The sequence below is a fragment of the Micromonospora sp. RB23 genome (genome assembly GCF_053585025.1).
Window position 1 is genome coordinate 5331313 of record NZ_CM132111.1, and the last position, 21320, is coordinate 5352632.

Annotated in this window: 25 protein-coding genes; 6 read left to right on the forward strand and 19 right to left on the reverse strand. The window is 70.5% G+C overall.

All coding sequences use genetic code 11. From position 1 onward, the window contains the following. Positions 1-10 precede the first annotated feature (10 nt). The 3 genes from ACTFTM_RS24100 to ACTFTM_RS24110 form a co-directional block, all read right to left on the reverse strand. Positions 11-1441, reverse strand: a complete 1431-nt coding sequence (locus tag ACTFTM_RS24100; RefSeq protein WP_449562735.1) for an RNB domain-containing ribonuclease — start codon at positions 1439-1441, stop codon at positions 11-13. Positions 1442-1555: 114 nt separating this feature from the next. After that, complete coding sequence (locus ACTFTM_RS24105) at positions 1556-2431, reverse strand: histone (RefSeq protein WP_449562736.1); 876 nt, start codon at positions 2429-2431, stop codon at positions 1556-1558. Between the two features lie 82 nt (positions 2432-2513). Beyond that, entirely contained in the window at positions 2514-2717 is a 204-nt protein-coding gene (locus tag ACTFTM_RS24110) for a hypothetical protein (RefSeq protein WP_425732704.1), read from the reverse strand. 176 nt (positions 2718-2893) lie between these two features. On the opposite strand from ACTFTM_RS24110, the gene ACTFTM_RS24115 reads away from it, so the two are divergent. Beyond that, positions 2894-3391 (forward strand): NUDIX hydrolase, encoded by a 498-nt coding sequence (locus ACTFTM_RS24115; protein WP_449562737.1) that lies wholly within the window; start codon positions 2894-2896, stop codon positions 3389-3391. A 3-nt stretch (positions 3392-3394) separates the two neighbouring features. On the opposite strand, the gene ACTFTM_RS24120 is transcribed toward ACTFTM_RS24115, so the two are convergent. The 7 genes from ACTFTM_RS24120 to ACTFTM_RS24150 all read right to left on the reverse strand — a co-directional run bounded on the left by ACTFTM_RS24120 (position 3395) and on the right by ACTFTM_RS24150 (position 10129). Next, entirely contained in the window at positions 3395-4261 is an 867-nt protein-coding gene (locus tag ACTFTM_RS24120) for a GyrI-like domain-containing protein (protein WP_449562738.1), read from the reverse strand. Positions 4262-4348: 87 nt separating this feature from the next. Beyond that, on the reverse strand, positions 4349-4936 hold the full coding sequence (locus ACTFTM_RS24125) for a GNAT family N-acetyltransferase (protein ID WP_449562739.1): 588 nt from the start codon (positions 4934-4936) through the stop codon (positions 4349-4351). A gap of 47 nt (positions 4937-4983) precedes the next feature. Then, the gene (locus tag ACTFTM_RS24130; protein ID WP_449562740.1) at positions 4984-5937 is read right to left on the reverse strand and encodes a thioredoxin; all 954 of its coding nucleotides are present in this window, start codon (positions 5935-5937) and stop codon (positions 4984-4986) included. After that, on the reverse strand, positions 5938-7164 hold the full coding sequence (locus ACTFTM_RS24135; protein WP_449562741.1) for an epoxide hydrolase family protein: 1227 nt from the start codon (positions 7162-7164) through the stop codon (positions 5938-5940). A gap of 206 nt (positions 7165-7370) precedes the next feature. Next, complete coding sequence (locus ACTFTM_RS24140) at positions 7371-8918, reverse strand: FAD-dependent monooxygenase (RefSeq protein ID WP_449562742.1); 1548 nt, start codon at positions 8916-8918, stop codon at positions 7371-7373. A 142-nt stretch (positions 8919-9060) separates the two neighbouring features. After that, the gene (locus tag ACTFTM_RS24145; RefSeq protein ID WP_449562743.1) at positions 9061-9729 is read right to left on the reverse strand and encodes a haloacid dehalogenase-like hydrolase; all 669 of its coding nucleotides are present in this window, start codon (positions 9727-9729) and stop codon (positions 9061-9063) included. Position 9730: 1 nt separating this feature from the next. After that, the gene (locus tag ACTFTM_RS24150; protein WP_449562744.1) at positions 9731-10129 is read right to left on the reverse strand and encodes a hypothetical protein; all 399 of its coding nucleotides are present in this window, start codon (positions 10127-10129) and stop codon (positions 9731-9733) included. A gap of 229 nt (positions 10130-10358) precedes the next feature. On the opposite strand from ACTFTM_RS24150, the gene ACTFTM_RS24155 reads away from it, so the two are divergent. Then, the gene (locus tag ACTFTM_RS24155) at positions 10359-11267 is read left to right on the forward strand and encodes an expansin EXLX1 family cellulose-binding protein (RefSeq protein ID WP_449562745.1); all 909 of its coding nucleotides are present in this window, start codon (positions 10359-10361) and stop codon (positions 11265-11267) included. Between the two features lie 153 nt (positions 11268-11420). Here the strand turns inward: ACTFTM_RS24155 and ACTFTM_RS24160 are convergent, their stop codons facing one another. Next, a complete protein-coding gene (locus ACTFTM_RS24160; RefSeq protein WP_449562746.1) occupies positions 11421-11594 on the reverse strand; it encodes a hypothetical protein in 174 nt (57 codons plus the stop codon). Between the two features lie 219 nt (positions 11595-11813). Between ACTFTM_RS24160 and ACTFTM_RS24165 the strand changes: the two genes are divergently transcribed. Beyond that, positions 11814-14609 (forward strand): TIM-barrel domain-containing protein, encoded by a 2796-nt coding sequence (locus tag ACTFTM_RS24165; RefSeq protein WP_449562747.1) that lies wholly within the window; start codon positions 11814-11816, stop codon positions 14607-14609. A gap of 172 nt (positions 14610-14781) precedes the next feature. Here ACTFTM_RS24165 and ACTFTM_RS24170 read toward each other — a convergent pair whose 3' ends face one another. Then, positions 14782-15834, reverse strand: a complete 1053-nt coding sequence (locus ACTFTM_RS24170) for a zinc-binding dehydrogenase (protein ID WP_449562748.1) — start codon at positions 15832-15834, stop codon at positions 14782-14784. A gap of 86 nt (positions 15835-15920) precedes the next feature. Between ACTFTM_RS24170 and ACTFTM_RS24175 the strand changes: the two genes are divergently transcribed. After that, positions 15921-16697: a helix-turn-helix transcriptional regulator gene (locus tag ACTFTM_RS24175; RefSeq protein WP_449562749.1), complete on the forward strand. Its 777-nt coding sequence runs from the start codon at positions 15921-15923 to the stop codon at positions 16695-16697. 58 nt (positions 16698-16755) lie between these two features. Here the strand turns inward: ACTFTM_RS24175 and ACTFTM_RS24180 are convergent, their stop codons facing one another. Both ACTFTM_RS24180 and ACTFTM_RS24185 read right to left on the reverse strand, forming a co-directional pair. Beyond that, positions 16756-17031 carry a hypothetical protein gene (locus ACTFTM_RS24180; RefSeq protein ID WP_449562750.1) on the reverse strand — a complete coding sequence of 92 codons (276 nt, stop codon included), beginning with the start codon at positions 17029-17031 and terminating at the stop codon, positions 16756-16758. Further along, a complete protein-coding gene (locus ACTFTM_RS24185) occupies positions 17028-17303 on the reverse strand; it encodes a hypothetical protein (protein WP_449566714.1) in 276 nt (91 codons plus the stop codon). The genes ACTFTM_RS24180 and ACTFTM_RS24185 overlap by 4 nt, the downstream gene beginning before the upstream one ends. 266 nt (positions 17304-17569) lie before the next feature. Here ACTFTM_RS24185 and ACTFTM_RS24190 point away from each other — a divergent pair, with 266 nt between their 5' ends. Beyond that, a complete protein-coding gene (locus tag ACTFTM_RS24190; protein ID WP_449562751.1) occupies positions 17570-18376 on the forward strand; it encodes a helix-turn-helix domain-containing protein in 807 nt (268 codons plus the stop codon). Next, entirely contained in the window at positions 18363-18554 is a 192-nt protein-coding gene (locus ACTFTM_RS24195; RefSeq protein WP_449562752.1) for a DUF397 domain-containing protein, read from the forward strand. The genes ACTFTM_RS24190 and ACTFTM_RS24195 overlap by 14 nt, the downstream gene beginning before the upstream one ends. Here ACTFTM_RS24195 and ACTFTM_RS24200 read toward each other — a convergent pair. The 5 genes from ACTFTM_RS24200 to ACTFTM_RS24220 all read right to left on the reverse strand — a co-directional run bounded on the left by ACTFTM_RS24200 (position 18526) and on the right by ACTFTM_RS24220 (position 21172). Continuing rightward, on the reverse strand, positions 18526-19212 hold the full coding sequence (locus ACTFTM_RS24200; RefSeq protein WP_449562753.1) for a hypothetical protein: 687 nt from the start codon (positions 19210-19212) through the stop codon (positions 18526-18528). The two genes, ACTFTM_RS24195 and ACTFTM_RS24200, sit on opposite strands and share 29 nt — an antisense overlap. 204 nt (positions 19213-19416) lie before the next feature. Beyond that, on the reverse strand, positions 19417-19752 hold the full coding sequence (locus ACTFTM_RS24205; protein WP_449562754.1) for an immunity protein YezG family protein: 336 nt from the start codon (positions 19750-19752) through the stop codon (positions 19417-19419). Positions 19753-19756: 4 nt separating this feature from the next. Further along, positions 19757-20362 carry a DNA/RNA non-specific endonuclease gene (locus ACTFTM_RS24210; protein WP_449562755.1) on the reverse strand — a complete coding sequence of 202 codons (606 nt, stop codon included), beginning with the start codon at positions 20360-20362 and terminating at the stop codon, positions 19757-19759. Beyond that, positions 20355-20849: a WXG100-like domain-containing protein gene (locus ACTFTM_RS24215; RefSeq protein WP_449562756.1), complete on the reverse strand. Its 495-nt coding sequence runs from the start codon at positions 20847-20849 to the stop codon at positions 20355-20357. Before ACTFTM_RS24215 ends, ACTFTM_RS24210 begins: the two co-directional genes overlap by 8 nt. After that, positions 20849-21172: a WXG100 family type VII secretion target gene (locus ACTFTM_RS24220; RefSeq protein ID WP_449562757.1), complete on the reverse strand. Its 324-nt coding sequence runs from the start codon at positions 21170-21172 to the stop codon at positions 20849-20851. Before ACTFTM_RS24220 ends, ACTFTM_RS24215 begins: the two co-directional genes overlap by 1 nt. Positions 21173-21320: the final 148 nt, after the last annotated feature.

Consider the following 21320-nt stretch of genomic DNA (forward strand, 5'->3'; position numbering starts at 1 on the left):
CGCGGCCCTCTCAGGCCAGCTCGAACAGCACCGTGCGGGACGCCGGGTCGGCGGTGACCAGGCGGACCCGGACCCGTTCGCCGAGGGGCAGGTCGCCGAGGCAGCGGCTGCGGACCGGCGGGGCGTCCAGGGCCACCGTTCCGCCGGGCGGGCGCGGCCGGGACTTGCCGTTGGGAGGAGCGTCGACGTCGAGGACCGCCGCGTCGAACGTCTCCCCCACCCGGTGTTCCAGGAGCACCGCCTCGGTCAGTTCGACCGCGCCACGGCTGGCTGCCGAGGCGGTGCGGTCGGTGCTGGCCATCACCTCGGGCAGCCGGGGCAGCGCGGCGCGGGCCCAGTCGGGGACCTCCCGGCCCGCGTGCAGGGCCAGGCAGGCCTCGGTCGCGTACCGGTCGGCGAGGCGCCGCAACGGGGCCGTGACATGGGCGTACGCGGCCGCGACCCCACCGTGCTCCGGCTGCTCCGGGCGGCTGCCGTCGAAGGCGGTGTACGCGGCGCCGCGCATCAGTTCAGCGGCCTGGTCGATGAACGCGGCGGCACGGGGCTGCGCGGCGTCCAGGCCGGCGATCACCTCGCCGGGGCTCGCACCGTCCGGCCAGCGCACGCCCAGCGGGGCGGCGGCCGCCCGTAGGCGTTGCACCGCTTCCGGCTTCGGCCGGGGCATCGTGCGCAGCAGGCCGATCCCGCCGGCCAGCATGATGTCGGCGGCGGCCATCCCGGTCAGCAGCGAGATCTGCGCGTTGTGTTCCTCCATGGGCGCGGGCCCGCGCAACACCAGCCGCCACCCGTCGCCGTCGGGCTCCACGTCCTGCTCGGGCAGCGGCAGGTTGATGGCCCCCCGGCGTAGTCCCCGGGCGGTCAGCCGGTCGCCGATCTCGGGCAGCAGCGCGATCGGCTCGGGCAGTCGACCGGCGTCGGCCGCCGCCTGCACGCCGGTGTAGTCGAGCTTGGCCCGACTGCGTACCAGGGCGCGCTCCAGCTCGACGGCGAGCGTGCCGCCGTCGGCGTCCAGGTCGATGGTCCACACCACTGCGGCGCGGTCGTCGTCGGGCAGCAGGCTCGCCGCGCCCTCGCTCAGCGTCACCGGGTGCAGCGGCACGTTGCCGTCCGGCAGGTAGACCGTCTGCCCCCGCCGCCAGGTCTCCTCCTCCAGCGCGCCACCCGGGTGTACGTGCGCGGCGACGTCCGCGATCGCGTACCGCACGCGGTAGCCGCCGCCCGGCCGACGGGCCAGGTGCATGGCCTGGTCCAGGTCACGGGAGGTGGCCGGGTCGACCGTGACGAACGGTACGTCGGTGCGGTCGACGGACGGACGGGGTGGCGCGGCTGCCGCCGCGTCGGCCTCCCGCTGGGCCGCGGCCGGAAAACCCTCGGGCAGACCGAGCTCGCGGCGCAGCGCGCCGAAGTCGATGCGGGGGGCGAGTACGCGTCGGATGACCACGGATCAATCCTGACAGCGCCGCCGGTGATCCGCCTCCGGTGACCGGCTGAGTCCACGCCGCGCCGCCCGCCAGCTGAGGACTGCGACCAGTGTCAGCCCGGGGACGACCAGCGGTCAGCCGGTCGCCCTGCGCGCCGTGGTGCGCGTACCCCGGGGGGCGGTTGCCCGTGCGGCGACCGGACGCGACGGCGACTTGCGGGCGGTCACCTTGCGGGCCGGCGCCTTGGCGGCGGTGGTCTTCTTCGCCGGGGCCTTCTTCGCCGCCGCCTTGCGGGCGGTCGTCGACGAGGTGCCGGTCACCTTGGCGGCCGGGGCCTTCTTCGCCGCGGCCTTGCGGGCGCCGCCGGCCGGACGGGTCGCCGTCTTCTTCGCCGCCGTGGTCTTCTTCGCGGGCGCCTTCTTCGCGGCCGTCTTCTTCGCCGCCGACGCCTTGGTCGCGACCTTGCGGGCAGGTGCCTTCGCCGCGGCCGTGGTCTTCTTCGCCGCCGACGCGGTGGTCTTCTTCGCCGCGCCGGTGGTCTTCTTCGCCGTGCTCGTCGTCTTCTTCGCCGCGCTCGTCGTCCTGCTCGCGGTGGCGCTCGTGCGCGCCGTGGACGCCGGGCTCCGCTTCGTGGCGGTGGTCGTCCCGCGGGCGGACGTGGTCTTCGCGGGCGCCTTCTTGGCCGCCGTGGTCCTGGCCGTGGTCGCGGTCTTCTTCGCGGGGGCCTTACGGGCGGCCGTGGTCTTCTTCGCCGCCGCCGTGGTCTTCGTCGTCTTCGCGGCCGTCGCCTTCTTGGCGGGGGCCTTCTTCGCCGCCGTGGTCGTCTTCGTCGCCGGGGCACGCCCCGCGCCGCCGGCCGCCTTGCGGGCCGGCGCCTTCGCCGCGCCCGCGGTGGACTTGCGCACGGGGGTGGTCCGGCTCGCCGACGTGCCACGCTCCGCCGCGGCGGTCTTCTTCGCGGTGGTCTTGCGGGCAGCCGGGCGGGTGGTGGCCTGCTGTGTAACGGCCATCGTGGTTCCCTCCTTGGGGACGTGCTCTCGCGTGCGTCCTCGCGGAGCACGAACTACCGCGACGCGGGCCGTCCCGCGCCGTCTACCTGTCCTCCCCGGCCCAACGTGCGTCCTCGGCCTCCCACGCTTCGTTCCGCTCCTGCACTCGCTGCAGGGCGTTCTCCGCGTCGGCCGCCGAGTCGTACGGGCCGAGGACGTGCTTCGCCGGACACACGTCGGCGTCCGTCTCGACCCGGTGGTGTCGGGTGCACCAGTAGAACTGCCCACTGCGTCCGCTGTCGCTCATGGGAAACACTGTGCACCGCGAACCGGTCGCCCGCCACCGGATCACGCAAGTCGCCTAACCCTCTCCACAGTAGAGACGCACACCGCGCCGCGGGCGAAAACGCCGAAAGAAGTGCAGGTGGGGGCATTGGACGCGCCGGAAACGCGGGCGCTTGGCACGCGGCCTATGATCGCCCGATGGCGGTACCGGACTACATCGTGCGGATGCGCAAGCACGTCGGCCACGACCTGCTGTGGCTGCCCAGCGTCAGCGCGGTCATCCGCGACGACGCCGGCGAGCTGCTGCTCGGCCAACGCTCGGACGACGGGCGGTGGTCGGTCATCAGCGGCTTCGTCGAGCCGGGCGAACAGCCGGCCACCGCGCTGGTACGGGAGGTACGGGAGGAGACGGGTCTGGACGTGACGCCGCTGCGCCTGACCAGCGCCGTCTCCCACCCGCACACCTATCCCAACGGCGACCGTTGCGAGTACCTCAACCTGGGCTTCGTCTGCCAGGTGGTGTCCGGCACCGCACGGGTCAACGACGACGAGTCGCTGGACGTGCGGTGGTTTCCGCTGGACCGGCTGCCCGAGTTGGACAAGCACGCACTGCTGGTCATCGCCTACGCGCTGCGCGACAACCCGTCCGCCGGGCACCTGCCGCCGGGCACGAGCTGGGACGACGTGCCCGACTGAGGCTCAGGCCGCGACCCGCTCCACGGGGATCCACAGTTCGGCGTCCGCCGTGGTCCCGTCCGCGGACACCCGCACCCGGGAGATCTCCGGTCCGGGCCGGCTGCGGTACGGGTTCGACGGGAACCACTGGGTGAACACGTCCCGCCACAGGAACTGCACCGCCTGCGGGAACGCGCCGGAGGTGGTGAACACCGCCCACGTCCCGGCCTGTACGGGCAGCGCGTCCAGGTCCTGCGGTGGCGTGGCCGAGGTGACCACCCCGTGCCAGTAGTCCAGCTCGCTCCCCTCGGCCCGGCTGTCAGCCAGGTTGTCGCTGACGTTGACGATCCCGGCGGGCTCCTGGTCCGAGAGCGCCTCGATCCGGGCCGTCGTCCCGCTGTCGATGCTCCTGATGAACGCGACGATCGCCGGGTTCATCCCCTCGTGCACCAGCGGGACCCGGGCCTTGCGCCCCACCAGCGCGAACGCGTCCTTGGTGACGATTCGGTACTCCATGCTGCCGCTCCCTTCCACGGTGAGTCGGAAGGACATCCGGGGCTGGGAGCGCAGCGCCGCCCCCGTACGCCGGGCTTCTCCGGGCCCCACGCCGTGCACGGCGTGGAACGCCCGGGCGAACGCCTCGGCGGAGCCGTAGCCGTAGCGCACCGCGATGTCGAGCAGCGTCCGCTCCCCCGCCAGCACGTCCGCGCCGGCGACGGTGAGCCGGCGGCGACGGACGTACTCCGACAGCGGCATGCCGGCCAGCGCGGAGAACAGCCGCCGGAAGTGGTACTCCGACGTCAGTGCGATCCGCGCCAGGTCGGCCACCTCGACCTGCTGGTCGAGGTGCCGCTCGATGTGCGCCATGGCCTCGTTGAGCCGTTCCAGCATCCGGGCCTCCTTCCCTTACGAGCAGCAACGCTAGGTGGCCGGGCAGGGGGCCCACCCGACATCCGATGCCCGCGATGATCGGGTGCCTCAGCGGGGTGGCTGCTGCATCAGCCAGGTGGGGACCGGCTCCGGCAGCGAGCCGATGACCTCCCAGCCGGCGCGGCGGTACAGCTCGACGTTGGCCGGGTTGCTGGTCTCCAGGATCGCCGGCAGGCCGTCGGCGGCGGCGCGGGCCAGCCCGGCCCGCATGACCGCGCGACCCCAGCCGCGTCCGGCGCTGTCCGGGTGGGTGCCCAGCACACCCAGATACCAGAAGGGGTACGTCGGCAGGGCCGCGTGTACGGCGTCGTCGTAGCCCTGGACGCGGGCCCGCACGTCAGCGGGGTAACGCGCGGCGGTGCCGCCGTCCGGCGACGGCTGGAGCCCGGTTGCCTGCGGCGCGGCCGGCGGGTCCCACAGGGCGACCGAGGCGCCCGCGCCGATCGTCCAGATCGACAGCTGGTGCACCCGCCTGTCGAAGAGGTTCCCGAAGAAGGTCGCGGCGTGCCGCGGATAGGTCTCATCGTCGGGGAACAGGTGCCGCAGGATGGGGTCCTTGACGAACGCGGCGACCAGTGTGCCGACGACGGCGTCCCGGTCGGCAGGGGTGGCGATGGTGATCTCGGGCGTGGTCACAGCGTTCGACACTAGGCGGACCCGCGCGCCGAGGTGGCCCCGGACGGTCAGCCGAACGTGAAGGCGTACGCCTCGGCGCCGGGCGCGTCAAACCTGATCTCGACGGTCCGCTCGCGGATCGCGCCGTCCTGCCGGACGAGCTGGTACAGCCGCCCGTCCAGGAGGACACCGTTGCCGTCGGCGTCGACGTCCACGCCGTGCGACGGGCCGGGGGGTTCGCCGTCGAGGAGCACCCGGTACGGGATCGGCCCCTGCCCGTCGGGCGACAGCACGAGGTGCGCGTCGCGGGCGTGGAAGCGGAAGGCGACGCTCCCGCCGGCCTGTGCGAGCACCGCCTTCTCGGGGCCGATCGTCCACTCCCCGGCGAGGGCCCACTGGTTCAGGCCCAGGCGCTCGGGAAGGTCGTAGACGCGGCGTTCGTCGAGGGCGGCGCCGTGCGGCGACGCGAAGTGTCCGCCACGACCGAAGCCGAGGTACGTCTCCGGCGTGCGCAGCTGGTCCCAGTCCGCCGCCGCCTCGATGCCGGAACCCTCGACGGGTACGAGGTCCCGCTCGATGCCGAGCAGCCGCTGGACGGTCCGTTCGGACTGCTCGTAGCGGCCCTCGCCGAAGTGCTCGTCGCTGATCACGCCGTCGGCGTCGGCGAAGTAGAGCGCCGGCCAGTACTGGTTGGCGAACGCGCCCCAGATCGCGTAGTCGCTGTCGACCGCGACCGGGTAGTCGATGTCCCGAGCCGCGACGGCGGCGCGTACCCAGTCGATCCGGTGCTCGAAGCCGAACTCCGGCGTGTGCACCCCGACGACGACCAGGCCGTCGTCCCGGTAGGCCCGCGACCAGGCCCGCACGTACGGCTCCTGGCGCAGCCAGTTGATGCAGGTCAGCGTCCAGAAGTTCACGAGTACGACGCGTCCGCGCAGCTCGGCCGGGCCGAGCGGCTCGGAGTTGAGCCACTCGACCGCGCCGCCGAGCGGCGGCAGGTGCACCCGACCGAACGCGGACATCTAGCGCAGCGACCGGAAGGCGGTGCGCAGTTCCTCGGAGAACAGCTTCGGCTGCTCCCAGGCCGCGAAGTGCCCGCCGACGTCGAGCTTGTTGTAGTAGATGAGGTTCGGGTACGCCTGCTCCGCCCAGCTCTGCGGGGCCTCGTACAGCTCGTCCGGGAACACGCTCACGGCGACCGGGACGTTGACGCCCTTCGTGGCGAAGAACGAGAGCTTGTTCTCCGCGTACAGGCGGGACGCGGAGACCGCGGTGTTCGTCAGCCAGTAGAGCGAGATGTTGTCGAGGATGTCGTCGCGGGTCAGGCCCGCCTGGGCGCCCTCGAAGACCTTCGCGATCAGGGCGAGGCTCTTCGCGTCGTGGTCGAGCAGGAACGACGCCAGGCCCACCGGGGAGTCCGCCAGCGCGGTCAGCGTCTGCGGTCGCGTCGCCATCATCAGGGCGTACGCGACGTGTTTCCAGACGTAGTCCAGTTCGGTGGCGGCGCGCATCTCGTCGTCGGACAGGCCCGAGGGAAGCGACCCCATGGCGTTGTTCGCGCCGGTGGTGTCGCCCTGGAACAGCAGGTCGATCTCGGGCGGGACCGCGCCGGGCATGTTGGTGTGGATGCCGAGCAGTTCCGGCGGGGCCTGCACGCCCATCTGGTCGACGATGACCGCTCCCCAGTCGCCACCCTGGGCGACGAACCGGTCGTACCCGAGGCGCGTCATCAGCTCGGTCCAGGCGGTGGCGATCTTCTGCGGGTTCCAGCCCGTCGAGGTGGGTTTGCCGGAGAAGCCGTGGCCGGGCAGCGACGGGATCACCAGGTGGAAGGCGTCCGACGCGCTCGCGCCGTGCGCCGTCGGGTCGGTCAGCGGCTCGATGATCTTCATCTGCTCGATCACCGACCCGGGCCACCCGTGGGTGACGATGAGCGGCATCGCGTCCTCGTGCTTGGAGCGCACGTGGATGAAGTGGATGTCCACCCCGTCGATGGTGGTCATGAACTGCGGTACGGCGTTCAGGCGTGACTCGACCTTGCGCCAGTCGTACTCGTTTTCCCAGTAACGCGCGACGGCCTGGATGGTCGCGAGTGGCACGCCCTGCGACTGGTCGTCGACGATCTCCTTTTCCGGCCACCGGGTGGCCGCGATCCGCCGTTTCAGGTCGTCGAGGTCCGCCTGGGGGATCTCCACCGTGAAGGGGCGGATCTCCGTGGTGCCGGGCCGCGTCTTCGTCTTGACCGCCATGCCTGCTTCCTCTCTGTCGGAGTTCGCGCCTCGCGAGGGGAATCATGGGGGTGAGGGCACTGCCCGGATGTGTGCGCCGAGATGGCGCGCCGCCCCATCTCGGAGCCTAGAACGCGGCTGACCGCCCCCGTGGCGATATGGGTGTCAGCGCCAGCCGACGCGGTCGGTACGTGACCGAGCGGGTCGGCTGACGTCGACAGCCGCAATCAGAGTGGTGGGGGAAGGATCCGGTTCAGGTAGTTGGCGATCCGATCCTCGTCCAGGTCGGTGGCGCGGACGCCGACATAACCGTCGGGCCGGACGAGGATGAGCACGCCGTCGGTGGCGTCGTAGCTGGCGAAGACGTCACCGGTGGGATCGGTGTACGCACCGGCCGCAGCCTGCCCCGCTCGGACGATGGAGTACGCCCGCAGGTGCTCTCCGAAGCGCTCGGCCAACCTGCTGGCGACGGCAGCGCCGGACAACCCGAACGCCAAGGTCGTGACGTGCGTGCCACGGAAAAGGTCGAACAACCGCGTCGCGTCACCGTTCGCCGCCGCCAGCACGCCGCCCGGTGCCCGATCCCCGGCGGTGAGCGCCCCCGCCGCTGCACCGTGACGTTCGCTGAGCGAACTCGCCCGATACTGCACACCGAGCTGGGTGACGGACTGCTGCTGGCCTTCCTTCGGCAGTACGGTGGCGAGCCCGCCGACGAACATCTCCGCGGAGAGACCCAGCACGTCGAGGGCGACCGGCTGACGTTCCTCCTGATACGTGTCGAGCAGCGCGGCCGGTGCGCCGGACAGGGTGTGGGCCAGTTTCCAGCCGAGGTTGTAGGCGTCCTGGATGCCGGTGTTCATTCCCTGCGCACCGGCCGGTGTGTGGACGTGGGCGGCATCGCCGGCCAGGAAGACCCGCCCCACGCGATACCGTTCGGCCAGCCGCGCGTTGGCTCGCCAGATCGACTGCCACCGTACGTGCCGGACCCGAATATCAGCGCGGCCGCTGATATCGCTGATCAGCGCCTGCACCTGGTCGATGGAGAGAACGGCGGCAGCGCCCGCCGGCACACCGGTCTGCAACTGGAAAGCGTTGCTGGCCGGCAGTGGACACAGGGCGAGACCGGCCCCGGACGGGGATATCCACTGGTACCAGAAGTCACGGTCGAGTCCGTCGAGCTCGATGTCGGCGACCAACCACCGGGCGTCCTCGTCGGTCTCACCGAGGAAGGCGACACCACTCTGCCTGCGGACCAGGCTGGACCCGCCGTCACAACCAACCAGGTAGTCGACGCCGACCTCGGTCTCAGTCCCGCCCGCGTCGAGCTGAGCGGACACACCTGTCTTATCCTGACCGAACCGCAGCAGCCGGACATTCTGCTCGACCCGCACTCCGAACTCGGCCAGCCGGGCTCGCAGCAGTGCCTCGGTGCGGTACTGGGCGATTATCAACGGCCGGGTGTACGGCGTCGCCGCGCTGGGCTCGGTGGCGTCGGCGAGCACCTCGTGGGTGATCACCTCGCCGTTCGGTAGGTACTTGCGCAACGGCATCCGGAAACGTCCATTGGCGATGGCTCCGGCAGCCAGGTCCAGATCCTCGAGCACCTCCAAGGTCCGTGGCTGCATACCTTTACCCCGGGAGCCGGCACGGGGCTCGGCGGAGGCTTCGATGATGCGGACCCGGACGTCCCGGCGGGCGAGCTCACACGCCAGAGTGAGTCCGGTCGGTCCCGCACCCACCACCAGTACAGCCGGTTCCCGTACAAAATTCTTCACAGGCTGACGCTAGGGCCCGGTTGTTGACGATCTGACTACGTCGGAACGCCTCCGACCCGAGATCGTCAAGCGTCCGTCAACTACCCGCCCGCACCCGTCACGGAGAGCGTGCGCACCAATCCGCGCGGCGAAGGGGATCTCCCTAGCGGTCCGCCCAGGTCACGGTGGTCAGTCGGGTACCGAGCAGCCGCCGCGCCCGGGCGGCCTCACGCGCGTTCACGTCGACCAGCACCGCTCGCTCCGCGGCGGCGAGGATGGGCAGATCGGACAGCGAGTCGCTGTAGGCCACCCGCCAAGGCGGCGTCACCCCGTGGGCGGCCAGCTGCACCAATTTCGTCGCGCCGTGGTTGTGCACGATCAACCTGGGGCCACGGATGTGCGAGGCCACGAGTTCGACCTCGGCGAGGCCGATCACGTCGAGCACCGCGCGCGCCAGGGTGTACTCGCACGCGGTCGCCACGACGACGCGGTCCCCCGCCGCGAGGTGGGTACGGACCATCCGCAGCGCGGGCACGATGATCCGCCCCGGCTCGGCGCCCAGGTCGGCGCCGAAACGCCCGAGTTCGGCCCGCACCTGATCCGCGTCCCGCCCCCACAGGCCGACCCGACTCACCCAGCGCGCCGCCCGGATGCGGGAGGCGGGAACGGCGATCATGGGCGCGAGGAGGACGAGCAGGCCGACGGCCAGCGGCAGTCGGGCACCCGCGAAGGCGACGCGTCGCAGAAAGAGCCCGAACGCGTCTCCGCGCAGCAGGACGCCGTCGAGATCGAAGATGACGGTTGGGGCGGTCTCCTCGCGGTCCTGCCCCATTTCAGGTGGCGTTGGACGGTCGAGGTGGCCTGGTGGCGAAGGCGCTGGCGACCAGGAGCACGGCCGCCGGCAGGAACGCGCCGCCGATGCCCAGCCCGAGCAGCAGGCCCCACCCGCCGATGACCAACGCGGCAGCCAGGTCGACGACCCCGCCCAGCCGACCGAACCGCTGCGCCAGAGCCGGCAGTAACGCGGCGACGACCGGAACGCCGAGCAGGTAGCTGGCCGCGGGTCCGGAGTCGTCCACCGTGAAGGGCGTCAGCGCGGCGGCCACCAGCACGGTGATCGTCAGGGCCGACCACCGCAGGACCCGCCGGGCGTCGACCGGCTTGCGGACCACGACACCGACACCGACGAGCAGCACGCCCACGACCGCGCCGACCGTCACCAGGTCAATCATCCCTACCTCCCTCGACAACACGGTACGGACGCGGAGCAACGCGGAAAGCGATGATCCACTCGCCTTCGGCGAAACCGGCCTATCCCGCGCCCCCGGACACCCCAGCGTCAGGGAAGCCGAGTGGATCTACGGCCAGCCCACGACGGACTGCGCGCCCACCGATCCGGCGCGTGACGGCCTGCTCGCGGGCTTTGCGCTGCCTGCGGATCATGCGGCAACATCAGGCGGCGTGACGGCACCAGGCGCGGAATCCGCAAGCGACAGCCCGGCCAGAACGTCCCGGTCACGTCGGTTCCGGCACTGGTGGGCCGGTGCCGGGGTCGCCGCTCTGGCCGCCGTCCTCGGCGTCACCCTCGCCGTACGCGGCGGCGCCACCCCGGCGTGCGCCGCGCCGCCCAGCGGCAGCACCGTCCACAGGGGAACGGCCAGCTTCTACGACGCGGGCCGCTCGGGCGGCACCTGCTCCTTCCCGGGCCCGCCCGCGGACCGGCTCTACGTGGCCCTCGGCTCGTCGCAGTACGCCAGGGCGGCCGCCTGCGGCGGCTACCTGGACGTCACCGGCCCCAAGGGCACGGTCCGGGTGCTGGTCATGGACCAGTGCGGCGGGTGCGGAAGCAACAAGATCGACCTGTCCGACGAGGCGTTCGCCCGGATCGCCGACCGCTCGCAGGGCATCGCTTCCGTGACGTACCGGGCGGTGGTGAACCCTCCGCTCGACGGCGGCCTCAGCTTCCGGATCAAGGGCGGCGCGTCGCAGTGGTGGTTCGCGGTGCAGGTCGGCAACCACGGCAACCCGCTGCGCTCGGTCGAGGCCAAGGGCCCGACCGGCGGTTTCCGCAAGGCGGCCCGCCAGGTCGACAACTACTGGACCGTCGAGGACGGGATCGGTCCCGGCCCGTACACGATCAGGGTCACCGACGTGTACGGGCACCAGAGCACCGCCACGGGCATCCGCATGACGCCGAAGCAGGTCCAGCGCACCACGGCGTCCCTCGTCGCCGTCCCGCCTCCGCCCTCGCCGACCCCCACGCCGTCGCCTGCGCCCTCGCTCTCGCCGACGCCGGCTGAGTCAGCCGCTCCGACGACGACGGTCGAGGCCCTGGCCGGCGCGGCTCCGCTGGCCGCCGCCCGCTGCTGACCCGCGCCGCGCTGGGGGCGCTTGGCGTGCGTGCGGCGTGCGTGGGGCGTGCGTGGGGCGTGATCGACTCCAGGTCGCCGACGTGGCGGCATCCCAGTGGCGCGACACCTCCACATCGCCGACCTGGAGTGGATCACGTCCTCCGACGGCGCCTCAGGTGCTGATCGCACCCAGCACGGCGGCATTGGTGCCGCGAGCGGCACGTTCGCCGGCGGCCACCACCTCTTCCGGGGTGGCGCCACGGGCCATCGCCTTGGCCATGGCCTCCTGACGCCGCTGCTCGATCTGCTCGCTTCGCCTCTGCTTCAACCGCTTCCAGAAAGACATGCGTCGGACCATCCCCGCGCGCAGGCTGCGGCAAACCGGTCGGAGGCGCTGTGCCCGTCGTCCGCCGCAGCCTGCGCCGGCGCGGGTGCCCAGGTCCAGGCCGATGCTCGGGTCCGCGAAGGAGAGAAGAGCAACTCTCGGAGCCCGTTGACAGACGTTTCGGGCGAGTGACAGCGTTGTCATCGACTCATTTCCTCCATATGAGACGAGGAGCGCATCTTGCTCTATCGGAACTCACCCCGCCGCCGGGCGACAGCAGCCGCCGCGGCCGGCATTCTCGTCACGGGCCTGGCGCTCGCCCCCTCCGCGCCCGCCCAGGCCAAACCGCACGGCGCGCAGGACGGAGCCGTACGGTCGGGCAACGCGCGATTCGAAGTGCTGTCCCCGACCCTGATCCGCACCGAGTACCAGAAGGACGGCAGGTTCACCGACGCCGCCACGTTCAACGCCATCGGGCGCGACGACTTCGCCCGTACGCGTTTCACGAAGCGCGTCGAGAACGGCTGGCTCACCATCGACACCGGAGAGATGACGCTGCGCTACCGGGTCGGCTCCGGTGCGTTCACCGCCGACAACCTCACCGTACGGCTCAAGACCGGCAAACAGAGCGTGCAGGGCCAGCCCTGGGCCGGCCACACCGCTCCGGCCTGCGCGTTCGGCGCGCTCTGCGAGGCCGAGTCGCTGCAACTCAACGGTCCCGGCGTGGCCACCGACCACCAGGGATACACCGGGCGCGGCTTCGCGGCCGGTTTCTCCTCGTCCGGCGACTCGGTCACGTTCGCGCTCGACGCACCGGCCGGCGGCACCAAGCAGCTCGCCGTCCGCTACGCCAACAGCACCGGTGGCGACGGCCAGAATGTGGCCCGCACCCTGACCGTTCGGGTCGACGGCGACGCCGGCCGTACGCTGACACTGCCGCCCACCGCGAACTGGGACACCTGGGGCCTGGCCACCGTGCCGGTCGACCTCACCGCCGGACGCCACGAGATCAGCGTCGTACGCGGGGCCAACGACTCCGGCAACGTGAACGTCGACAGCCTCGCCGTGGTCAACCCCGGTGACCCGTTCCCCGCACCGGCCCCGCCCCAGCCGCAGCCTCTGCGGTTCGGCACTCTGGCGGAGGCCGAGACCGGCGCGCTCGCCGGCGGCGCGCGGCCCGCGAACGACCACAACGGCGCTTCGGGTACGGGTTTCCTGGCCGGCCTGGAGAGCACCAGCGCCGCCGTGGCGCTCACCGTGACGGACGTACCCGCCGCGGGTGACTACCAGGTGCAGATCCGCTACGCCAACGGCCAGGCCGGCGCCCAGCCGAGCCAGCCGCGCACCATGTCGGTGACGGCGGGAACGGCGGCACCGGTGACGGCGACCCTGCCGCCGACCAGCGGGTGGGACTACTGGAACACCGTCTCCGTCCCGGTCCACCTCGACGGCGGCACCAACACCGTGACGCTGGGCTGCCCCACCGACGCCAGTTGCAACGTCAACGTCGACACGGTCGCCGTCACGGGCAAGGACTCTCCACTGCTCGCCCCGCATGCGCCGCTCGGCGGCTACCGCCGGGGCCTGGACGGCGTAACCGGCTCCGCGCTCACCGCCCCCGGCCTGCTCTACCAGGACGGCTGGTACCTGCTCGACGACTCGGCCTCGGCCCTGCGCACCACCAAGCCACGGCCCGCGCCCGAGCAGGACGGTTACGTCTTCGCGTACGGGCAGGACTTCACCCGTGGCCTCAGGGACCTTTCGACCCTGACCGGCCCGACGAAGCTGCTGCCCCAGTGGGCGTACGGGGTGTGGTACTCCGAGTACTACGACCGCACCGCCACCGAGTTCCAGAACCTGGTGAAGCGGGCCAGGGCTGAGGGCGTACCCATGGATGTTCTTGTCCTCGACACCGACATCAAGGCGCCGGACAAGTGGAACGGCTGGAGCATCGACCCCACCCGCATCCCCGACCCGAAGGCGTTCTTCGACTGGGCGAAGAAGCAGGGCCTGCACACCGGCATCAACATCCACCCGAGCATCCTCGGCTCGGACCCGAAGTTCGCCCAGGCGCAGGCCACCGCGAAGGGCAAGCTCCAGCGCGTCGGCTGCAACGGCGGCCCCGACTGCTACACGTTCGACTTCGGCGACCCGGACCAGCTCAAGGCGTACATGCAACTGCACGACGGGATGATCCCGAAGGGCAGCAAGGGCCCCGACCTCTGGTGGCTGGACTGGTGCTGCGACAACACGAAGTCCTCGCTCGCCGGGGTGACCGGGGACGCGTGGATCAACCAGCAGTACGCCGACAAGACCGGCTTCGCCTTCTCCCGGGCGTACGGGTCGTTGCAGGCCGGCGGCTACAGCAGCCCCACCCCCGTGGCGACCGGCCCGTGGGCGGACAAGCGCACCACGCTGCACTTCACCGGTGACACCACCAGCGACTGGTCGACCCTCCAGATGGAGGTCGGCTACACGCCGGGCGAGTCGGCCGCGACCGGGCTGGCCGCCGTCAGCCACGACATCGGCGGACACACCGGCGGCCTGCGGGAGCCGGGCAGCGAACCGGGCAGCACCAAGCTGCCCGACGACCTGTACGCCCGGTGGGTGCAGTTCGGCACGTTCCAGCCCATCGACCGGCTGCACTCCAACCACAGCGACCGACTGCCCTGGCAGTACGGCCCGGCAGCGAACGCGTCGGCCAAGAAGTTCCTCAACCTGCGTAAGGAACTCCAGCCGTACACCTACGCCGCCGCCAAGGAGGCAACCCGCACGGGTACGCCGATCGTCCGCTCGATGTACCTGGCGTACCCGGACGAGCAGGCCGCGTACGCCACCGCCGGCTCGCAGTACCTCTACGGCCCGGACTACCTGGTGGCACCGGTGACGACGCCGGGCGACACCGCCACCACGTCGGTGTGGTTCCCGCCGGGCAACAGCTGGACGGACATCTTCACCGGGAAGACGTACCGGGGCGGCACCACGCAGAACATCACCACCACCCTGGACACCATGCCGGTGTTCAAGAAGCGCTAGACGAGTAGGTCCTCACCTGCTGGGGCTGTGGGCGCGGCCGGCGGTGACCGTCGGTAGCCTCCGTCGCGGCGGATGCGGCATTGAGCGGTATACCTCAGAGGTATAAATATGACTCTGAGGTATACCGCTCAGACCGGTGATGCCGGCGGGCCAGGACGACCCGCCTCGACGGTCAGGGGACGAGGGCTACGAAGCTGAGGCCCGTCGTGTGCTCTGCCAGGTCGAGGGCGGCCGCCGGGTCGTCCAGGCCGACCGTCCGCATCTCGATCGCGGAGAGGTCCAGCAGCCCGGAGCGGACCAGGTTCCACACTCTGGTCACGGTCTCGTCGTTGCTCATCCAGGAGCCGCGCAGGGTGAGCCTGCGGCGCATCAGGTCGCCGTACGGAATGGTGAGGTTTTGGCGTACGCCGCCGATGAGCACAAGGGTGCCGCGCCCCCGCAAGCTGTCGTAGGCGGCCATGGTCGCGTCCGCCGTCGGCGTAGCGCCGAGGGCGTCGAGGGCGACGTCGACCGGGCCGATACCCGCCGCATCCGTCGTACGGTCGCCGGTCAGCCGGTGGATACGCACGCGGGGGTCGAGGTCGGCCAGCCGGTCGAGCGCCTCCTTGTTGCGGCCCACCGCTGTCACCGTCCCGGCGCCCTCCGCGAGGGCCATCAGCACCGCCGCACCGCCGAGTTGGCCCGTCGCACCGATCACCGCAACGTCGCGGCCTGTCAGCGGACCCGCCGAGTGCAGGCCCGTGGCGGCGATGCAGAGCCACGGCAGGAACGACAGACGAGTCGGGTCCGGGTAGTTCTCCGCACCGGGCAGCTTGACGAGCGTTTCCTTGGCACAGAGCGCCGTCTCCGCGAAGACACCGTCGCGCCACACCGTACGCATGCGATCCGTACGCTCGCTGCCTGCCCCGGAACCGCCAAGGCCGACCCAGCCCACCAGGATCTCGTCGCCGCCTCCCGCGTCGAGCAACGCCGTGTCCAGCACGACGTCGCCCGGGGCGACGTGGAACACGTCGGGCGCCACGTCAGTCACCCGGCCGACGCAGGAGGGACCCAGGATGAGCGGCACGGGCAGGCCGCCGCGGTTGCCGTTCACCACCATTTTTGTGTACGCCGGCAGGTGCGCGGCGAGTACCTCCACGAGCACGCCACCGCCCTGAAGTGTCGGCGAGGCAACATCGGAAAGTCGTACGTCGTCGTCTTCTGAAGCAACAGTCCAAGCACGCATGGGACAAGCCTGACGACTCGGTAGAGTGGTATCCAGACCCGCTTTATTCTGGTATTGGAGGTCCCAGGGTGAGCAAGGAGCTGGGCATGTTCATTCGCAGCCGGCGCGAGCGGATAGCCCCAGTGGAGGCGGGTCTGCCGGTCACGCGGCGCCGCCGCACACCAGGGCTACGCCGGGAGGAACTCGCCCTGCTGGCCGGCATCAGCGCCACCTGGCTCACCTATCTCGAGCAGGGCCGCGACGTACGCCCCTCCGGCCAGGTGCTCGACGCCCTGGCCCGAGCGCTGCGGTTGACCGACGCCGAGCAGGAACACCTGCACCGCCTCGCCGGTGCAGGAGCCGCGCCCGAGCAGGACGTCTCCGAGGAGGCGACACCCGAGATCGCCGGCGTTCCGGCGTTGCTCGGCGACAACCCCGCGTACGTCACCGGCATCTGCTACGACGTGCTCGCGACCAACCACGCCGCAGCGGAGCTGTTCCAGGGCATGGGGCCGGGTGGCAACGTCGTACGCTGGGTATTCACCGAGCCCGCCGCCCGCCAGGTGCTGGTCGACTGGGAGCAGGAGGCGCGCAGCATCCTGGCCCGTCTGCGGGCGATCGCCGGACAGCATCCCGGTCACCCACGGGTAACCCGGCTCGTGGCCGAACTCACCGAGATCAGCCCCGAGGTACGCCAGTGGTGGCCGCAGTACGACATCCAGTTCAGCCACGCGGGCCGCAAACGCCTCCGGCATCCCCGACTGGGCGTGATCGCCGTGTCGCACGCCGCCTTCCACGTCGCCGAGCGACCCGAACAGACGCTGGTGGTCTACCACCTGCCGGACAGCACAGACCTCTCTGCGGGAGCGCCACCTTCCGCGTGAGCCGTCATGTCTGGGCCGCCGAACTGGTGGTCGACCCACGAGTCACCTACGCAGGACCTCAAGCCCGATCGGACCGGTGAGGCCGCCGGGCCAGGGACAACCACCCGAGGAACCTGGCGTGCATCGCCGGCAGGTTCGGGCGTAACCCCAGGCCGTACGCGTCGTCGATCGCGTCGTGCATCGACGCGGCCAGGTAGAACGCCAAGGCGATGGAGTGACCGTAGAACTCGGCCGCGAGAGTGAGCTGGGCCGGACGGCACGGCCAGGGAGCGGCGCAGTTGCGGCACAGCCACGCCGGACGCATCGGCAGGTGCGGGCGAGGGCGGATTGTCATCCGACCCGCACCGGACCTCGGCGGACGGGCCGGCGTTGGGCCAGCTTCGTCGGTGCGGCGGGCAGGACCGGCCAGCGCACGCCCGCACGCAGCACGTACAGCTCTCGTCGCGCCACGGCGTCGCCAGCCGCGTTGAGCTGGTACCCCTCGATCCAGACCCATCCGTCGTACGTGTGCCGCTCGGGCAGCTCGCGGATGACGCGTACGACGATCGGGCGCAGGAACTGCACGCTCGCGGCGGTGGTCAGGTGGATGACGTCGCCGGCCTTCATCGGCCTCTCGTGCTTGTCGTCGGGCACGGTCTCCCCTTGATCGCGATAGAAAGGGCCGCTCCCGTGAGTGCTCGCCCGCCCGAAGCGGCCCCGCTGCGAACGCGACCGCCGGTCTCGTGGCCCTACCAGCCGCGCCGCCTGGTGACACTCTGCTGTGGAGGCCACTACGCTCGGAAGGTGCTCGCGGGGTCCGGGCCGGAGCTGGCAGGACAGGTGCCCGGTGTGTAGCGCCTCGGGTAGTCGATCTCCGAGTTGAGGAGCGTTGAATGGCTGACGTGCCGAGTCCGCTGGCGGACTTCATCGTGGGCGAGATCCGCCGTGCTCGCGGCGCGTCCGGGATGACCCAGGACGCGTTCGGAAGGGCAGCCGGCTTCAGCGCGTCACACGTCAGCGCCGTGGAGAGCGGCACGCGAGCGCTGACGATGGACTTCATCAAGGGCGCGGATCGGGCTTTCAGCAACGACGGGCTGTTCGGACGCCTGGTGATGAAGCTCGGCGCGCCGTCATGGTTCCTGCCGTGGCTGGACGCCGAGCGCGGGGCGCGACAGCTTCGTCTCTTCGAACCACTTCTGATCCCGGGCCTCCTACAGACCGAAAACTACGCCCGCGTCGTGATGCGCTTGAACGACCTCATGTCCGCCGCGGAGGTGGACCACCAGGTCAATGCCCGCATGAGTCGGCACAAGATCCTCACCAGCGACGCTCCGCCGCAGGTGGTGGCCGTCCTGGACGAGTCCGCGCTCCACCGCGGCGGCGACGAGTACGCCGGCATCATGGCCGAGCAGATCGCCCATCTCATCGCCGTTGCCGAGCTACCGCACGTCCACGTACACGTGATCCCGGCGGGTGCCGGCCTCCACATCGGGCTGTCCGGGCCGTTCGCGTTGGCCCGGGCCAACGACGGGACGTGGGTCGGGCACCTTGAGAATCAGCTAGGCGGGATCGTGGTCAACACGGAAGATGGGCTGGATACTCTCCAGGCGAGGTGGGAGAACGTTCGGAACGAAGCACTCCCGCGCCGACAGTCCAACGAGCTGATGAAGGAAGTGCACAGCCACCATGGACCTCACTAACGCCATCTGGCGCAAGGCCCGGCGCAGCGGCTCGTCCGGGGGCAACTGCGTCGAGGTCGCGGACAACCTGCCCGGTGTCGTTGGTGTCCGGGACAGCAAGGACCCCGCCGGCCAAGCACTGACCTTCGGCCCGGCCGCCTGGCGGGCGTTCATCGCTCGGGTCGCCGCGCGGCCGTAACCGAGACCGCAGGTAGGTCGGGCGTGGCGACGGATGCGGGCACCGCATCGGCGGCCATTTCGAGGTGCCGCGCGACCCTCAGCAGATCGAACGCCCGGTAGTAGGTCTGCGAGTCATCGCGCCACGTCTCGGCGCCCATTCGCTGCCGCAGTGCTTCGACGGTTGCGCTCAGGACCTCTCGTTCGGCGGGAAGCAGTGAGCCGCCTGACGCCAGGGACGCGGTGACGCACGCGGCAAGGTCCAACGTGGTCGAGTCCGGCTCTGCCAGCAGCGCAGGTGCCTCGTGCCGACGCCAGTACCGCACGGCATGCAGGGCAGCCTGCCCGGGGGCGCCGTACCAGCACCGGGGGAAGCCGTTCGGGTTCGGATCGGCCGGGCGAGGGCTTCGCTGACCACGGCGCTTGGCGAGCTTCCGTTCGGCGGCGTAGTCGCGGAGCTCGGCGTGCCAGCCCGCACGACTCGACACCAGAGCGTCCAACGCGCGCAGCAACGCCGCCTCGTTCCGCTGGAACGGCCCGGCGATCTCCTCGAGAAAGCTCAGCGTGGCGTGGAAGCCGATCGGCCGGTACAGCTGCACGCAAGACCTCAGCGCGGACACCCGACGCCGGTAGGGCAGCTCGGGGTTGCGCACGTGGCGGGCGTAGGTGCCGAAGCTCACGCGACGACGCTAGACCGACCGGACGGGCCTGCCTACCCGACAACCAGGCGATCCCCGTCGGTCGCGACCACCGTCATTCGTGCTGACAACTCTTCCAGCGCCTAACGATCAATCCCGTAGGCACAGAACATTCCACCTTCGGGGTCATAGGAGAACCGGTTCGAGAGCTTGAGCCTCGGTGCTCCCGCACGCTGGGGTCCTCTGTTAGTCCTGCGGTGGGTCGTACGAGAAATTCACGTCGAAGTTCCCGTCACGTTCTACCGTCATGGTCACGCCGTACCACGGGGCCTTGCCTTCATTCTTTGTGGCATCCCACCAGTCCATGACCGCCTCGTTGACCTCGCTGCTGGCATCGACCGGCTCGTCGTCGAACGTGAAGTGCCCCGCCGAACCGTCGTCGTTGATGAAGGTCAGCTGTACGGAGGCGTAGTCGGCGTCCGCCTTGCACCGAGCGGTGATCGACCTCGCCCGATCGGGGAGCGCGCTGAGAAGGGCGCCACCGATCCGGTTCGTGAACTCGGCATCACGGCTCGTGAGCATTCGGTCAGCCTCCTGGTCGATTTCGGAAACGGTGTCTCTCGATTGGCCCACCATTGACCGATTCGGCGATTTCGAAGCGGACAGGTCTTCGAGAGGTCGAGTTCGAATCGTAGTGCACAGTGCCGTGAACCTCGACGGAGGAGCCTCGGTCGAGGGCGCGGGCCCACGCGTTCTCCATCCGTTTCCAAGCACCCCCGTTGAGGTTGGCGTCCATCGGGACAAGGTTCAGACCCTCGCCAGGACCACGGAAGATGTGCGCGAAGAGGTGACCGCCCGCGTCGTCGGCGCCTCGGTCGGTCCGGCCGGAAACCCGCTGCTGGTAGGGGTTGCGGTGGCCGTGTCCAGCTTGCAGGCGGCCGCTGAACGAGGTGACGCGGCCGTGCTGGTCGGTGCGGTAGGTGTAGCCGGTGCTGCGCTCGACGTACTCGGCGTTGGGGTGCAGGTTGCGGCGGTTCGCGGCGCGGCTCCACGAGCCGGGTTGGCCGGCGTCGAACTCGATCCGTCGACGAGGTGCGCGGATGACCTGGGCGGCAACGGCGACAGGTCCGCGAACGGTGGGTGCGTTGCCCGGGGTGGCCCGGCGTCCACCGCCGCCTCTGCGCCTAGCCATTGAGCACCGCATCGATGGCGAGGCTGACCAGTTGGTCGAGGATGAGCGAGGTGGCAATCTTGAAGATGGGGATTTCGAGGAGGGACGCGCCGAACGTGGCGACTGCCGTGGCGATTGCCTGAGCGATCTGTACGGCAAGGATTGCCAACTGCACGATCACCTGAATTTTCAGGGCGAGGACCACTCCCGCGCAGACGATGAGACCGGCCCCGAGCAGGGACGCCCCGGCTGGTCCTTGCTGGAGTGCCTGCGGCGCGTTGTCCGCGTTGTTCCACCAGTTACGGAAAGCGTCAGCCGCCTGGCCCTGGTTCTCGGACCACACAGGTGAGGCGGCTGCCATGGCAGCGGCGCCAGCCTCTTCGATCCGGGGCGCGAAGTCGATCCACAGCCGACCGAGCTGAAACAGCTTCTCCTCGTCGGAGGTGGGCCAGTCATATCCGAGCATGCCGAGGAGGCCGACAAGCTCACCGGGAAGTTGGAGGCCCATTAACTGAGGCCCTCACCGATAGTGGTGATCATGGATTGGATGTCGGATTCGGCCTGTTCGTAGGCGTCGCCCATGCCGACGAGGTCATCGCCAGCCGAGACGAGTTCCTCGGCGACGCTGTGCCAGCAGTCAAATGCCCACGCCGAGACCGCCGTGTAGGCGGTGCCGATGTAGGTGCCGATGGTGTCGTCACCCCATGCGCCCTCGTAGGCGGCACATGCTTGCTCGAAGGCGGCGAGTTGGTCGCTGAGGGTTTCGCCCGTGGTGGCGAGCGTTTGTCCGGCGGCTTGAATGCCTGCTGGCTCGACGTGGAAACCTGGCACCGTTCCCCCGATCGGTCGGCTGTCCAGAGGGGAGCAGTATATCGGCGAGCCTTCGGTTTCGTGGATGCTTGTCGATCTCCGGGCGGGGTCGACGGACGAGGTGCGCGCTCGTACGCTGGCGAACGGCTGGCCGAGGAGAGTGGTTATG